Source organism: Thalassobacillus cyri, from assembly GCF_900107755.1.
In the GTDB taxonomy this organism is placed as follows: domain Bacteria; phylum Bacillota; class Bacilli; order Bacillales; family Halobacillaceae; genus Thalassobacillus; species Thalassobacillus cyri.
In genome coordinates, this window is record NZ_FNQR01000014.1 from 55,108 (window position 1) to 70,467 (window position 15,360).

Genomic DNA, 15,360 nt, shown 5'->3' on the forward strand with positions numbered 1-15,360 from the left:
TGCAGTTAAATAACAAAAAGGGTTTACCCTATCACTTATGATACAATGCTGAGTATACATAGATAAAACCAGTTTATCTATGTTTCTCCCTCTCAATTTCAACAAGCCAAATGCCTACCTTTTATAGGTGGGCATTTGGCTTGTTTGGAACCTACTAAATTAAAGGTAAGCAAGCCTATCCAAATTACCCCAATTACCTGGATATTTCCTCCAAATTAAAGAATTCTAATACCTGTATCTCAAGCTCAGCACTGAACTGCTTGGTATAATTACCCTTTATTTCTACCTCCCGGTTTAAAATTACCATTGCACCATTTAACGAAGTTTGAAGTATGTACTAAGTAAGTTTTGGCTGTATTTTCCGTTAAGTTACCTTCTCTTTGAGCCCTACGCACTTCAGCCTCATAATCATTCACTATACAAGTCAGTTGATTTCTAAATTCTTCATCTCCCTTCATCACCACACCTCCTCCTATATATTACTAGAAATGTCACACCAGTATTCAACGGTGTCCTCTCCCTTCACTAAATAAAACTATGGTTCCAACTATACATTCGATTAAATGCTTTCTAATTCCTTTGCTGCTATCTAAATTATCACATACACGGAGTTCTTCCTCGTTATGAGAACATCCAACTTCAGGAGTAGCCTGTATTCGAGACTGTATTTAAAATTTGCCTTGACGCTATTTGACTACAACTGTAATATTGTATTACAGTTGTAGTCAATACAGAAAGGAGGTATACAAGATTATCAAATCAGTTGGTGATCAAAATAAACAAGGTTAAGTACAACACTCTAAAAAAGAAGGTGTTCAGATGAAAAAAACAAATTCATACAAAGTTGGCATTCGTTTGGTTACATTGTCCATAACATTACTATTACTCACAATACTTACCGCCTGCACAATTGCAGGTGATCAAACCAACGCATCCTCCGACCAGAAGAGCGAAACAAAGAAAACGATCAATACAGATAAGGAATTTACGCAGCTTGAAAGAGAGTTTGATGCCCGAATAGGTGTCTATGCTATGGATACGGGTACGGATCAAACAGTCGAATATTGTCCCGATGAACATTATGCCTATTCATCTACCTTTAAAGTGTTGGCTGCAGCGATTTTGCTGAAGCAAAACGACATAGAAAAACTGAAAAAGATCGTTACATACACCAAGGATGATTTGGTTACCTATTCTCCGGTTACCGAGAAACATGTGGATACCGGAATGACAATGTTGGAAATCAGTGAGGCGGCTATCCGAACAAGCGACAACACCGCTGGGAACCTTCTACTTGAGGCGATCGGAGGGCCGGAGCAATTCAAACAGGCGTTACGTGACATGGGGGATGACGTTACGATGCCCGAACGATACGAAACCGAATTAAATGAATTCACGCCGGGGAATAAACGTGATACGAGCACACCGAGAGTTATAGCCACTAACCTGGAGAAAGTTGCCCTTGGTGACTTTCTTCCAGATGATAAGCGTGAATTGCTTATCGACTGGATGAAAGGGAATCAAACAGGAGATTCATTGATTAGAGCCGGCGCCCCTCAGGGATGGAGGGTTGATGATAAGAGCGGAGCTGGCAGCTATGGAACAAGAAATGATATCGCCGTTGTTTGGCCGCCGAACAGAGAACCAATTGTCATAGCAGTTATGACTCGGTACGATACAAAGAATGCTGAATATGATGATTCCCTGGTTGCAAGGGCTGCCGAAATCACACTGGATGCGTTAAAATAAGAAAACTATGAGTTTATATCAAAGTGACATAAACATGTGCTTCATACTAAACGCCAAATACAATAATGAGGTTTAGTATAGCGATTAAGGAGATGAATTGATGTCCGCTCTCCATCTAGCTGTTAGCTTGTTCATATCTTCTATCATGGTCATTGTTATCATATTGATCCGAAAGGTTTTTAAGAACCAATTGTCTTCCAAGTGGAAATACAATCTTTGGTTCCTATTATTCGTCGCTTTACTAATTCCTTACGTTCCAACGCAATTATTAAGCTTCGAGGGAAAGCTTACAGGGGCTGGGATCCAAAATAGTAATCCGGCACAATCCGGCACCACAGCTGAAAAACCTCAATTAACTAATGGGAATTGGATGCGCGATTTTTCAACATCCGTTCATCGGTTTGATTTTTCATTTCTCGACCCCGTTTTTACCATAATATGGATAGCAGGCATGCTCGTTGTGACTATTTTTGTCATACATGCCTGGATAAAACTGTGGCAAATAAAAAAGTCTGCAAGTGCTATAACGAAAACCGAAGTTCTATCAATATTCGAACAGTGCAAACAAAGGATGAATGTATCGCATTCATTAGTTTTGATGGAATCACAACACATTAAATCCCCACTGATGTTCGGGATATTCAAACCCTTCATTATCCTGCCGCATCATGCTGAAGTTTGGCTGTCTAAGGATGAAATAAAATATATCTTGCTACATGAATTACACCATTATAAAAACAAAGACGTTGCTATAAATTACCTGATCGTCCTATTCCAGATTTTATACTGGTTTAATCCATTAATCTGGATAGCGTTCAGGGAGATGCGGTTAGACAGGGAAGTTGCGTGTGACAGTGCTGTTCTACATACATTGAATCAACATCAGCGTGCAGCATACGGAAACACAATTATTAAGCTTGCGGATAAATCTCGTCTTCCCAGGCATTTCGAAACGATCAACGAACTCGCTAGTTCAAAAAAACAAATAAAAAAGCGAATGGAACGTATTGCATACTTTGAAACGGAAACAAAGCTGGTAAAAGTAAAAAGTATCCTGATTTTTATCCTTCTTGCCGGATTTGTCGTGAGTCAAGTACCGATTGTTTCTGCCATGCCTTATGATGACCGCATTGATTTTGACAATGGGCAAACAGTATATGAAGATTTAAGCGCCTATTTCCATGGATATGAAGGCAGCTTTGTATTGTACGATGTACAGAAGAAGCAATACAATATCTATAATAAAGACAAAAGCACATTACGGGTTTCGCCAAATTCCACGTACAAAATTTACAATGCATTATTTGCATTGGAGTCCGAAGTTATCACACGAAAGGACAATTACATGAAGTGGAATGGGCAATCGTACCCTTATCAAAGCTGGAACCAGAATCATAACTTGCATACAGCGATGGAAAACTCTGTAACATGGTATTTTCAGAAGATGGACAAAATGCTACAAAAGAAAAATATTGAAGCGTACACGGAAAGTATAGAGTACGGTAATCAAAATCTGTCAGGTGGTATCGAAGAGTACTGGCTGGAATCTTCCTTGAAAATTTCACCGATCGAACAAGTGCAGACACTCAAAAAGTTTTATACAAATCAATTTGGATTTGATGAAAAGAATATCCAATTCGTAAAAAATGCCATCAAACTGGAGACCAAAAATAGTTCAACTCTTTATGGCAAAACCGGAACAGGAACGGTTAACTGGAAAAATGTAAATGGCTGGTTCATTGGGTTTGTAGAAACAGATAACAACACCTATTTCTTTGCAACGAATATCGAAAATGACAATCATGCCAGCGGCAGTATAGCTGCTGACATTACGAAATCCATTTTGCACAATAAAGGCATCTATTAAAAGATAAAGGCATCTATTAAAAGATAAAGGCAGTGATTCACATGACGAATAAAATACCCACGATTACAGAATCGGAATGGGTAGTCCTAAAGGTGCTTTGGGAAAAAGGACCGCAAACAGCAAGGGATATCATTTCCTCATTGCCGGCAAAAACGCATTGGAATCCGAAAACCGTACGGACACTTTTGGATCGGCTTACTAAAAAAGAAGTCGTCGGCGTCCATAAAAATCAGAGAGTTTATACATTTTATCCGCTTTACTCCCGGGACGAATGCCAACGTGAGAAAACAAAATCCTTTGTAAGACGAGTCTATGACGGCACCTTAAAGGCAATGCTTGTTCAATTCATTCAGGATGAAGACCTTTCCGAAGACGATGTTGAAGAACTGAGGGCCATCCTGGATAAAAAGCAGAATAAAAAATAAATTGGCTTTACTCTTTAAAAGCAGCATTGTGCTAAAATTACATCATTTTAACCAAGAGGTGATTTTTAAATGAGGCCTAGAGTTTCTGTAATTACTATTGGAGTAGAAAACATCGAAAAATCCTTACATTTTTACCGGGATTGTTTAGGATTCCCCACTGATGGTATTGTTGGGGAAGAGTTCGACCACGGCGCGGTAGCATTTTTTGATTTGCAGCCTGGTTTGAAACTTGCTATATGGAACCGTAAAGATATTGCACATGAGGCTAAAGTGAATGCCGGCAGTCCAAGCCCTACAGAGTTTACTCTTGGACATAATGTAAATAACAAGGCTGAGGTAGATGATGTTATGAATAAAGCTAAAAGGGCAGGTGCTTACATCACTGATCCTGCACATGATACATTCTGGGGGGGATACTCCGGTCACTTCCAAGATCCAGATGGTCATCTGTGGGAAGTTGTATGGAACCCTGAATGGGATGACGTAGAATAACTTCCAACCAGGCTGGGATACTCCAGCCTGATTTAGTTCGAATAATCCTATCTGCAATTGCTCCCTTTTACAGAAGGCTTGACTCCAAGATAACTTGAAGCAGATCTTAAATAAAACTACCCTTTAGTAAAAGTAATTATATTTTCACCATACAAGTTAAGATGGTATAATCCATTCATTTCAATTGTTCCTGCAAAAACACTCATTTGAAAATTGGTATAAATCGTCCAAAGAAGCGTTCATTTATTTTGTCTCAAAGTCCTAGAGTCTTACTCTCCAACCGTCCCATCTCCATCATTATCTCGCATATAAGGGTATAACCAATGATCGTCTCTTATCGGCATACTGAAACCCGCGTCTTTCGCTTCTTTAATTGTTACTTGCCCATTACCATTTGTATCAACGCTAGAAATATCACCTTTTTCATCAGAAATATAGTCATCTGAACTAGAAGGTTCGTTATCACCTGTTAAACCTAACGACTCATTAACTTCATCGGGATTTACATTATCGAAAGTATCTACAACCTCGTTACCGTTTATCGTGTATGAATATTGATACTTTGAAGGTATTTGTGTGTCCGTATCTGAGTAAGAGATGACTGCTTCAAAATTAGTTGCGCCACCTGTCTTACGTATCGCATCCTCCATGTACGCTTGGTCACCATGTCGGTTAAGGGTACTTTCTTGAGGTGTAATATTATAGGCGTTGGGTACCCCACCCAAAGAGTCAGCAATAACGTGACCCTCATCTAATACATCACTTTGGACACCAGGAACTTTAGCCTCGTCAGAGAAGTATCTGCCACTTGATAGGACTGGTTCCGTTTTATCATCTTGTAGAATAATTTCGTCAGCAACGACTCTTACTAATTGACCGTACTCATTAGTGAATGCCCAGTACTCCCTGTCACCAAATCCTATATCTACTACAACACTTGATTCTCGATCTCCACTTAAGTCACCACCATCTACCTCTATTAGTTCGTATCCCAAAAACCGTTCATCATTCGTTTCGGTTGGCGTTTCCTCTACTGCTGGTTCATCAACAAACGTAGTGGTTTCTGCTTGTGAATCTGCTTCTCCATCTGTTTCACTATTCTTATTTGTATCAACTGTGGTTTCTGCTTGCAGATCTGTTTTTTCATCTGTAATGGATGCATCTTCTACGTTGTTGGTACATCAAACAATAAAGATGGTCATTAAAAGTAAGGTTAAATAGTTCATTTTCTTTTTCATTTTGGACACTCCTATTTAGATTTTGCTCTCTGTACCTATATTTTTTAAATCTCTAATTAAACTAACCTGCCCGTTAGTTCAATACTTTCATCCACATATTAAAAAAGGAACACACCATTGTTCATGAATTTCCCCCTATAACGGAAGACTTAATTTCGAGATATTGAAGCAGATCTTCAACTAACGCCTCGTTACTTCCATAGTAAAAGCCTACTTTTTACTGTTCTCCATTAATCCTTCACGTATCTTTTTTAATTCCTCGGTCTGCTCAACGATATTTTTGTTAACTTTACTTATTGCGTCATATATTGCAAAAAAACCCTTATCTTCATACAATCAATCTATTGCATCCAGAAGATTATTTGCTATGTAATCTATTTTTACATCCTGTAGTTTATCGTAATGTTCAGAAAGAGATGATTCACCAGCTCCGGTCCTAACTAAGATATTTATGCTTCCGACTCTTGATGCAGCAACCATATCACTCCAACGATCCCCTATCTTCGCACCGTTCTCAAGACATAACTCGTAATCTTTCTGAGCTTCAATTAGCATCCCCGTATTGGGTTTCCTACATGAGCACCCTTCATTATAATCATGAGGACACATATAAACATCATCAAACCCAAACGCTAGTAGCTCCTCTTCAAAGTCTTTCTCTTTAGCTAACCCCCTAGAGATTCCCGGCTGATTTGTAAAAGAAAAAATCCTTATTCCATCTCTTTTTAATCTATTGATCTCAGTAGATGTGTAAGGAAAAAGATCAAATTCCCCTGGATAGTGGACAGTATCGTCACCACCAATGGTTCCATCTCGGTCTATAAAAATTGCTTCAATTTTTTTCATTATCCCTTTCTCACCTGATTATTACCAATTATTTCAAATTATTTGTTTTAACTCAATCTATTTTTATTTAAGCTCACCTATTCTTGAATAAACTACTACATAATATCTACGTATTCCGATAAAAGATTACTCGTAATTTATCCATTCTCCAGAAGGATTTTCAAGATTTATTTCATCATAGCAACTTTCACAAACCGTAGGATAAGGATCATTCTCGTTTGTTTTATTACCGCAAAACTGGCACTCCATTTATCATTTCTCCTTTCTTTCAGAATTTGTATCAAATATGAAATCGGGCAATCCTTGTTAAAGAATTGCCCCCTTTTGTGGAAGACTTGATTCCGAGATATCTTCTTAGTAGATCTTTAATTTACGCGCCCTTTAGTTTAATAAGAACGAATGGATTTAAACTTTCTTCCAATAAAATTAGCAGGTACGGGGTTGAGTTCTAATTCTCTTGACCAAACACAGAGTTGACCCATATGGTGAATCTCATGAGCAATTATATGATGTAATATCTCCTCAACAGTATATTTATCTTCATCCCAAGGGACACTCACAACATTATCTTTAAATCCATCTAAACTTTTTTTTAGAAATTCAGCTATTTCATTTTGGAAGCTATCTGAAAGAGATTTAACCTTCTCTAACGTAGCATAATCAGAAAATTCAACTACTACGTCTTCTTTGTCTTGAATACCACGAAGCCAACTATATTCAACATCAATAATGTGAAACAGGGTATATAAAATACTTCCTACTCCTCCAGTTCGTTCCTTTATCAACTCTTCATTTGAAAGTTGATTACACCATTCAAACCATTCGTCTCTTACTTGCCAGTTATATTCAAAGAATTTTATCAATGTAAACACTCCATATATAATTGTTTATGTCAATTAAGAATTAGCTTTTTTAACTAAAATCCCTCTTTTTTGAAGAAACCTGCTCCGTTAGCAAAATAAGCGATAGCCACTGTGCAGCTATCGCCCCCTTTAGCAGAAGACTCAGTATCAAGGTAATAGAGGTTTATATTCTTTTTAAGTCATTGGGAAACAATGTTTTCTCAGTGAGCCATCTACTAATCAATAGATGGATTGGATAATTGTTCTATGTAGGGATATTCAGCTTTATTCAATGCATACTCAATCATGTGGTCTAATATGGCATAGTATGCTCTGCTATCCTTATCAAAAGGGAATCCAATACTCTAAGTAATTGACCTAATTGAATACCTAAAAAGAGCATGATGAACTTAGCTAATATTTCTATACTAAAACTGGAAATCCTTCTAATTTAAACAAGTTTATAATGATAAAAGGCACCACCCAATTTAATGACTAGTGCCTTTCCTAGTATAAATTACTTTTCAATCCATTCATCCATGTTATCTCTACCATGAATATCACGTATAATCTCTGTACCCCAAGATATAAGTAAGTTTAAGCCATTGTTTTCAATTCCCCATTTACGTCTTTCTTGTCCCTGATATCCCCCTAAGATACTATCATACTCATCATGAAGGTATCTTCTATGTTCTTCTTTAAACAGGCTGAAATCTAAACTTAACTCACTTCCAAAAGGAAGTTCTTTTTCTAACCAATCAACTAAATCTCTCTTTTCTATATGTTGGTTGATTTCATCCACTGTATAAGATGCTCCATGATCAACTAAATATGAGATCTCTTGAATAAAAATTGTAATTGTCGTCATCTTCCGCATTCATCCCACCTCCTATCTGCCTAATTAACTTCTAAACAGATAAGAGAGACTCCTGCAAAACACTAAACTTTTATGTAAAATTTTGCAAAAATATATGGTATAATATACCTGTCCCCTGAGTTAGAGGGATCAGGAGGTGATAAAATGGCTAAAACAAACAGCGGAAAAAAGAAAGTTTATGTTCCAAAACATAAACGAGGTGGCAAGACAATCAAGCCACACTACCGTTCGACACCAAATTAATCACGTCCTGAGCCAGATCGAACTCTCCAATTCGTCTCAGGGGACACCCTTTATTTTATATATACCCTCATTAACTTAAATTATGTTATGTGATACTCACCTATTACCACAATATAAACATCCCTATAGCAACAGGGCCTCATTTATTGGATAAGCGCCCCATATACCGGAATACTTGATATCGAGATATTTTTGACCAGATGACTAACTAAGGCCCGAGTTAATTGAATATAAAAAGATTCTAATCTGGAATATTATCTTGTACAAATCCCAATTCATTGCCATCTATATCAAGAATAGTGAACTTTCTACTTCCATATGGAGTAGAAAACAATTCCTCTAACACTTCGGCTTTGTTCTTTAATTTATCCCATAGACTATCTACATTATCGACATAAAAATTAAAACGACCTGGGGTTGGATAATTTTCATGCTCCATTAAAGCAAACATCGCTCCCCCTTCATGCTCAAAATGTACGTAATTAGGATTTTCTGGTGGCCATGTTGCTGCAACAGTAAAACCTAGGACTTCTTCATACCATTGTACTGACCTTTTTAAATCCTTCACATTTGCACGGACATGCAAGAGTCTTGTTTTCATATCTGTATTCCTCCTCAATATAACTTTAGATTCTTCAACAAGATTAAATAGCTAAATATGTTCCTTGTGGTTTTGTAATAAAGGGCGAGTGCTCTATTGAACAATCGCCCCCTTTTGTTGAAGACTTGAAATCGAGATATTTCCAAGGACATATTCACTTAATGGCATAAGGGCTTGGATTAAAATTAAGAGGACAACATTGTACGTTGCCCTCGCAGATAATGATTTTTATAAATCTTTATCATAGAATTATCCCCTGTTTTAAACTCGTATGGTACTTGTATTTATTTAGCTGAATATCTTTTAGCCTTTAAATATTGGATGATATGACCTAAATATTCATTCCTATTCCCTTCCATGAACGATTCAGTGCAAAAAATTCAAACGTTTTATCCGAGAAACTAGTGATGACTATATGGGTTACTTTTAAAAACACACCCCATATTGTTACTCATTAAACCTTACTTCCCCAGGTACTACAATCTTGTAAGGGATTTCTATTTTTTTCCCACTCTCCAGCATGATCTTCACATTCATATGAGTAGTTCCCGCAGCATGAAGTAGATTTCCAGTCATTTTGTACGTGTCATGATTAATTTTAAAGGCTTTATTTTCTATACTCCATAATGGCGGCATAGTCATCTCTACTTTTACTTGGTGAATTTCAGGAGCCTTTTCAAAATCTAAAGTAATTGTATTTAAGCCCATTTCTAAAGGAGTAATTTCTACATTCACATCTAAATCTGATTGTTTTGTGTTTTCTTTATAAACTCCTTGTTCGGCAGCACTAGGGTTGGCAGCTACCAAAGTTGCAGCAAAAAAGAGTAGAATCACCCCATAAATCACTTCTGTTCTAGCTCGTTTTAAAAAAGAACCGGCTACTTTGATGCTGAAATTTTTCACTTTTTTTCTTTGAAGATATCCTAAATAAATTAACAATAAAAATAACAGATTTTTAGCAACTAAGGACATACCCCATTTACTTTCTATTAAGCTTTCAATAGAAAATGAAGGCAGGAACTGAATAGTCATCCAAATTCCAGAAAAACCAATCAATACAATACTGATCAAAGCCCATTTCGAAAAACAAGGACCTGCTGTTCTAAACCACTCCTTGGAATCCAGGTGTTTAGGTTTAGCAACCAAAGCCCATAATCCACCCACCCAAATGCCAACAGCTAAGACATGTATGGAAGCGGCAACAATTGTTATGTATCCGCCATAACTGGGATAGGAAGCGTGCCCGATAATAAATGGCCATAATAATAGAGCCGAACCAAAAAAGAAGAGGCGCATGTTTTTAATCCAGAAACCGATTGTAATAAGAGTTAATTGGACCATCGGAACCCAGGAAAACTTTATTGATATGAATTCTTTTATCGATAATTCCGTAAAATCTAGTTTATGATGAATAATTAGTAGTATAAGTCCCAGGACACTGAACAAGTAAAAGGTTAAATTTATTTTATTTAGTATTTGCTGTTCTACTCGCTTCTTTAAAATAATTGTTTGAAACCACGTTATTCCGAATAAAGCGGTTAAACCAATGAATGTAAACCAGTAAGCAATCTGATTTAGCCCAAAAGATAAACTAGAGATATTCCATTCAACATTATTACCATTATTAATAGCCATCGATGAAAACTCTTTAACAGCAAAGTAATAGACTCCCATATTACTCCTTAGAAAGGAACTTGTGTCTTGATTACGCAGCGAAGCATTCCAGGTTATTTGATAAGTTCCAGAGGAAAGTTTTTCAGCAAGCGGGATAATAATATGCCTTGGGTTACTGGAGTCAATCTGTGCTTCTTTTAATTGAACAGGCTGGTGGTTGTCATTAAAGATACCTATAGCTGTCAGTTCCACTACTTGATTAAACCACAGTTCCAATTGTTCCGGTGACTCCTCATAGATTTCCCCGTCAGAAACATTTGATTTGAGTAATTTTATCTCCTTATACTCCGACTTTGTTGCTTCTTCAACAGTGAACCTGAAATCTTCTTCAATAACATACCCATCCTGAGCAATTACATTTATTTGGACCATATATGTTCCGGATTCTAACTCTTCATTTAAATTGGTGATGACGTGTCCAGCGCCAGCAGAGTCTAGAGAGCTTACGGGTACTTGCTTGCCTTTACTATCCATTATTCTTATAGAATTGTTATGAGTGACTACTGGATCCTCAAACCAAACTTCAACAGTTTTCGGTGCTTGTTCTAAAACCTCTCCCCCTTTTGGAAAAGTTTTCTTTAAAGAAGAATGTGCATCAGCGGATAAAGTATAAGTAAATAGCAAAAAAAAGAATATTATAAAACACGAAAATAACCCGTGTATTTTTAAAGAATTAGGTCTATTCATGTAAAATAAAATGCTCCCTTTCCTCTTCTTTTTCATAACTAATCTAGAAAAAGACATATTTTATCTGATAGTTGCAAGCAAAAAACAAAGCATAATTGAAGTAATTCATAAGCTTTTCCTCCTGTAATCCTGTCTAAAAGAGGAAGGAAATCGCCTTTGATAACTTAGTATAAGTCTAGTCTGTAAGGTTTTACCATCAAACCATTTAATCTCTCTCTTCATTTAAACAAACTATGTATAAAAATAGTCCTTTAAAATAAGAATGAACTTTCAACACAGATAAATCGGTTAGCTTTAATAGCCTTACTGTATCTCTATTTAAATGACAGCCATCACAAACACTTTTCCAAAATGGGGTTAAGGCTTCTTGTGCCTTACCAATGACCGGGTGGTTCACTTTAACATGCTCCAAGAGTAAAATGCTGGCTCCGGGCTTGCTAACTCGTTTAATTTCACGGAAAGCCTTTAATGGATCTGAAATGCTGCAAAAAACAAGCGTGGCTACTACGGTATCAAATGTGTTATCGGCAAAAGGAAGTTTTTCCGCTTTGGCCAAATGGATGTGAATCGGAACTTGAGAGGATTTCACCTGTCTCTGTGCCTGTTTATTCATCCATGGATTTGGCTCGATTGCATCTACTTTTGCAGCGTATTTATAATAAGGAAAGTTCATTCCTGTACCTGACCCCACCTCCAGTACTCTTCCTCCTGCCTGTTCTGAAAGCATTTTTCGGATTTTCCTTAATTTAGTTAAGTCAAGTGGCTTCATTACGATATTATAAAGCTTTGGAAACCATCTTCCCAATGTTTTCTCACCTCCAAAGTCACTCCCCATGAAAATAAGGCCTCAAATGGAGGCCTTATCATTAAAGCAAAAGTTACTTATTTTCAGTCGTCTCCCCATATGCCTCCATGAAATCGCCACAGGCATTCATCATCTTCTGCCCTTCCGCTGAATTCATTGCTTCCATCATGTTCATCATTCCATTCCCACTCATCATATTCCCCATTCCGTTATTATCTGGTTCTTGGGCAAAGGTGGTAGTTCCTACTACTAATAGAGTGGCTAAAGCAAATGATAAAGCAAAAGGTACTTTTCTGATTTTCATGTTTAAGCTCCTTTCTACTAACTGGGATACTTTAAGTATCCCCTATAAATTTGTTGAATTTGTGAAGATAGAAAGTTTAATTATTACTTTTTAAAACCTTCTTTTTTTCTTCAAATTCTTGATAATCAATCTCCCCTCTGGCAAGCCTTTCTTTTAAAATTTCCATGGTTGAATCCTCTCTCTTTTCAAAAGGTTTTAATATCAAAAGTACTACCCCGTATATCAAGAATCCTAAAATCACAATCCAGAGAATCATGTTTATTACCATACTCCCACCCATCATGGACATCACAGCACAAAACCTCCGTTCTTATTTACCTTGTGTTTTGATTGCTTATTTGTCTTTCCTCTTTTTCAACAAAACGAAATAGACAAAACCTACAATTACAAGTGGTATGCCCATCCATAAACAAAGCTGCAAAAACGTTTTTAAATAAGCTTCTCCTGATGATTCTGCAGCCCACATGGTTGTTGCGGAAAGCGTTAGACACATTAAGCCAGTTCCAATCAGCAACAGGATAATGAACCATTCTATCTTTTTCATATTGCCTCCTCACTCAGCTTGAGGGAAACTTAGCTGAAACCTCGTACCTTTACCTACTTGGCTACTCACGGAAATAGACCCATTTTGTAAATCAACCAAATGTTTAACTATGGCTAATCCTAACCCTGTGCCGCCAAGTTCTCTGGAACGGGATTTTTCAACGCGATGAAAACGGTCAAAAACAAAAGAAAGCTCTTCTTCCGGAATTCCTATTCCCGTGTCCTCAATAACTACGTTCACTTGGTTATCCTCATGCCATACTTGAACATTAACCGCCCCTCTTTCAGTATAACGAGCTGCATTGCCCAACAAATTTATGAAAATTTGTTCTAGACGGTCTCCGTCAGCCTCAATAGCGGGCACATTTTCCTCAAAGTAACTGTTCAATAGGATCCCCTTTTGCTCGAATTCCATTTTGACTTTAAAAAAAGCACTTTCCAGTACATCGGTAAGGTGGAGCGTAGTCATGTGAAGGTCAAATTTGCCTTCCTCCATTTTGGATAAATCAAATAGGTCATTAATCAAACCGACCATTCTTTCGGTTTCACTTTCAATAATCGTTAGATAGTGAAGTCGTTCCTCTTCTGTTTGGTAAAGATTCTGTTTTAACACTTGCGCATAACCTTTCATGTATGTGATAGGTGTCCGTAATTCATGTGACACATTGGCAAAAAACTCGCTCCGATTCGAACGGTATCGATTGATTTCAATGGCAAGGTCGTTAATTGCTTTTCCTAATGATCCTATTTCATCGTTTGAAGGTATGTCTACACGTATATCTAAGTTTCCCTTTGCGATATCCCTGGTCGCTTGTTCTATTTCCAGAAGCGGTCCGGATATTGTCTTTGACAGTAAGAATGTAAAACCTAATGCTAAGAATAACGCACCGACAGCAGACAGTATTAGTAGATCCCTTATTTTCTCGACCGGTTCCTGAATATCATTTATAGGTGCCAGAACAAAAAAGGCTCCTTGAAAACCATCCGATTGGACAATAGGATGACCAGACCCAAGGTAATTATTATTTGCTTCTGCATTATGAAATGTTTTTTGAACAGATTGTCCCTCAGATAAAAGTTGTATATCTTCCCGGGACAGGTTTGTCAATTGGAGACCAGAGTCTGTCACAACCTTTCCTTCAGCATCTACAATATAAATTTCCTTATTGGTCAGCTCAGCCAATGTCTGAAACATCTGAACACTCATATCATTGTTCAGAGAAGGAAGGGTAAGAGCATACTTTTGAGATAAATCACTTATTTCTTCCTGAACTTGATTATAATAAAAGTTAGTGAATATTTGGTTGGCTACATACCCTAGGGGCAGCAAAACGACTAAAAACAAGGCCATAATCGTTCCGCCAAGTTTTAGAACAATCTTATTCATGCTGAGGTTGATCTCCTGGAGTATTGAACTTATACCCGACTCCCCAGACGGTTTTGATGGGGATATAAGATAACCCCGTTTTTCCAAGCTTCTCTCTTATATTCTTAACGTGCGTGTCAATCGCTCTCAAATCTCTGTATTCATTCATGCCCCATATTGTATCTAATAACATTTCCCGGGTAAAAACCCTTTTAGGCTGGCTTGCTAATGAATGGATAATCTCAAACTCTTTTGGAGTCATTTCCACTGGGACACCTCTGCAGATTACTACCCTGCTTTCATAATCAATGGTCAAATCCTTCAGTAATAGTGTTGTTTCATCAGCCTTCTCTTTACCTATATGTCTCCGCAGTAACGCCTTTACACGTGCGACCAGTTCTTCTGGGGCAAATGGTTTAATCAAATAATCATCCGCACCCAGATTTAAGCCGTGGACGCGATCGTTTATTTCGTTACGAGCGGTTAACATAAGAATAGGTATCTGGCTGATCTTACGAAGCTCAGAGCAAACTTCCCAGCCATCCATACCAGGCATCATGATATCTAGTATTAGTAAATCATAGGTGTTTTGTTGAACCATTGATACTGCTTCATTTCCATCTCTAGCTTCATCAACATGAAATTTTTCCTTAGACAAATAAATCTTGATTAAGTTTCTCATGTTCCATTCATCATCCACTACTAAGATCTTATCATTCATAGACAACCCTCTTTTTTGATTGCGTGTTTTTCAAAAAGCCTTCTTATTTATATTTTTATCAATTTTACTACTTATAATAA

The 15,360-nt window shown here is 37.2% G+C and carries 16 protein-coding genes and 1 pseudogene; 4 read left to right on the top strand and 13 right to left on the bottom strand.

Translation table 11 applies throughout. The annotated features are described in order from the left end of the window. Positions 1–269: 269 nt before the first annotated feature. Positions 270–458, bottom strand: coding sequence for a hypothetical protein (locus tag BLV00_RS15485; RefSeq protein WP_093045878.1), 189 nt, complete (start codon positions 456–458; stop codon positions 270–272). Between the two features lie 361 nt (positions 459–819). Between BLV00_RS15485 and bla the strand changes: the two genes are divergently transcribed. From bla to BLV00_RS15505, 4 genes are all read left to right on the top strand, one after another. Then, positions 820–1,749: a class A beta-lactamase gene (gene bla, locus BLV00_RS15490; protein ID WP_093045879.1), complete on the top strand. Its 930-nt coding sequence runs from the start codon at positions 820–822 to the stop codon at positions 1,747–1,749. Between the two features lie 100 nt (positions 1,750–1,849). Then, positions 1,850–3,616: a BlaR1 family beta-lactam sensor/signal transducer gene (locus BLV00_RS15495; protein WP_093045880.1), complete on the top strand. Its 1,767-nt coding sequence runs from the start codon at positions 1,850–1,852 to the stop codon at positions 3,614–3,616. A 41-nt stretch (positions 3,617–3,657) separates the two neighbouring features. Next, positions 3,658–4,041, top strand: a complete 384-nt coding sequence (blaI, locus tag BLV00_RS15500) for a penicillinase repressor BlaI (protein WP_093045881.1) — start codon at positions 3,658–3,660, stop codon at positions 4,039–4,041. 69 nt (positions 4,042–4,110) lie between these two features. Continuing rightward, positions 4,111–4,533, top strand: coding sequence for a VOC family protein (locus tag BLV00_RS15505; RefSeq protein ID WP_093045882.1), 423 nt, complete (start codon positions 4,111–4,113; stop codon positions 4,531–4,533). Between the two features lie 269 nt (positions 4,534–4,802). Here the strand turns inward: BLV00_RS15505 and BLV00_RS15510 are convergent. From BLV00_RS15510 to BLV00_RS15565, 12 genes and pseudogenes are all read right to left on the bottom strand, one after another. Next, positions 4,803–5,771, bottom strand: a pseudogene (locus tag BLV00_RS15510) (DNA/RNA non-specific endonuclease). Positions 5,772–6,107: 336 nt separating this feature from the next. Continuing rightward, positions 6,108–6,617, bottom strand: coding sequence for an HAD-IIIA family hydrolase (locus BLV00_RS15515; protein WP_093045883.1), 510 nt, complete (start codon positions 6,615–6,617; stop codon positions 6,108–6,110). Between the two features lie 386 nt (positions 6,618–7,003). Then, complete coding sequence (locus BLV00_RS15520; protein WP_093045884.1) at positions 7,004–7,480, bottom strand: DinB family protein; 477 nt, start codon at positions 7,478–7,480, stop codon at positions 7,004–7,006. Between the two features lie 496 nt (positions 7,481–7,976). Continuing rightward, positions 7,977–8,336, bottom strand: a complete 360-nt coding sequence (locus BLV00_RS15525) for a hypothetical protein (protein ID WP_093045885.1) — start codon at positions 8,334–8,336, stop codon at positions 7,977–7,979. Positions 8,337–8,820: 484 nt separating this feature from the next. After that, positions 8,821–9,180, bottom strand: a complete 360-nt coding sequence (locus BLV00_RS15530; RefSeq protein ID WP_093045886.1) for a VOC family protein — start codon at positions 9,178–9,180, stop codon at positions 8,821–8,823. Between the two features lie 447 nt (positions 9,181–9,627). Beyond that, entirely contained in the window at positions 9,628–11,541 is a 1,914-nt protein-coding gene (locus tag BLV00_RS15535) for a copper resistance CopC/CopD family protein (RefSeq protein ID WP_176791615.1), read from the bottom strand. A 205-nt stretch (positions 11,542–11,746) separates the two neighbouring features. Beyond that, positions 11,747–12,310 carry a class I SAM-dependent methyltransferase gene (locus BLV00_RS15540; RefSeq protein WP_342722888.1) on the bottom strand — a complete coding sequence of 188 codons (564 nt, stop codon included), beginning with the start codon at positions 12,308–12,310 and terminating at the stop codon, positions 11,747–11,749. Positions 12,311–12,419: 109 nt separating this feature from the next. Beyond that, positions 12,420–12,650, bottom strand: a complete 231-nt coding sequence (locus BLV00_RS15545) for a hypothetical protein (protein WP_093045888.1) — start codon at positions 12,648–12,650, stop codon at positions 12,420–12,422. A gap of 76 nt (positions 12,651–12,726) precedes the next feature. Next, on the bottom strand, positions 12,727–12,939 hold the full coding sequence (locus tag BLV00_RS15550) for an SHOCT domain-containing protein (RefSeq protein WP_093045889.1): 213 nt from the start codon (positions 12,937–12,939) through the stop codon (positions 12,727–12,729). A 45-nt stretch (positions 12,940–12,984) separates the two neighbouring features. Then, positions 12,985–13,194, bottom strand: a complete 210-nt coding sequence (locus BLV00_RS15555; RefSeq protein ID WP_093045890.1) for a hypothetical protein — start codon at positions 13,192–13,194, stop codon at positions 12,985–12,987. A gap of 9 nt (positions 13,195–13,203) precedes the next feature. Beyond that, the gene (locus BLV00_RS15560) at positions 13,204–14,580 is read right to left on the bottom strand and encodes a sensor histidine kinase (RefSeq protein WP_093045891.1); all 1,377 of its coding nucleotides are present in this window, start codon (positions 14,578–14,580) and stop codon (positions 13,204–13,206) included. After that, positions 14,573–15,280 (bottom strand): response regulator transcription factor, encoded by a 708-nt coding sequence (locus BLV00_RS15565; RefSeq protein ID WP_093045892.1) that lies wholly within the window; start codon positions 15,278–15,280, stop codon positions 14,573–14,575. The genes BLV00_RS15560 and BLV00_RS15565 overlap by 8 nt, the downstream gene beginning before the upstream one ends. Positions 15,281–15,360 lie beyond the last annotated feature (80 nt).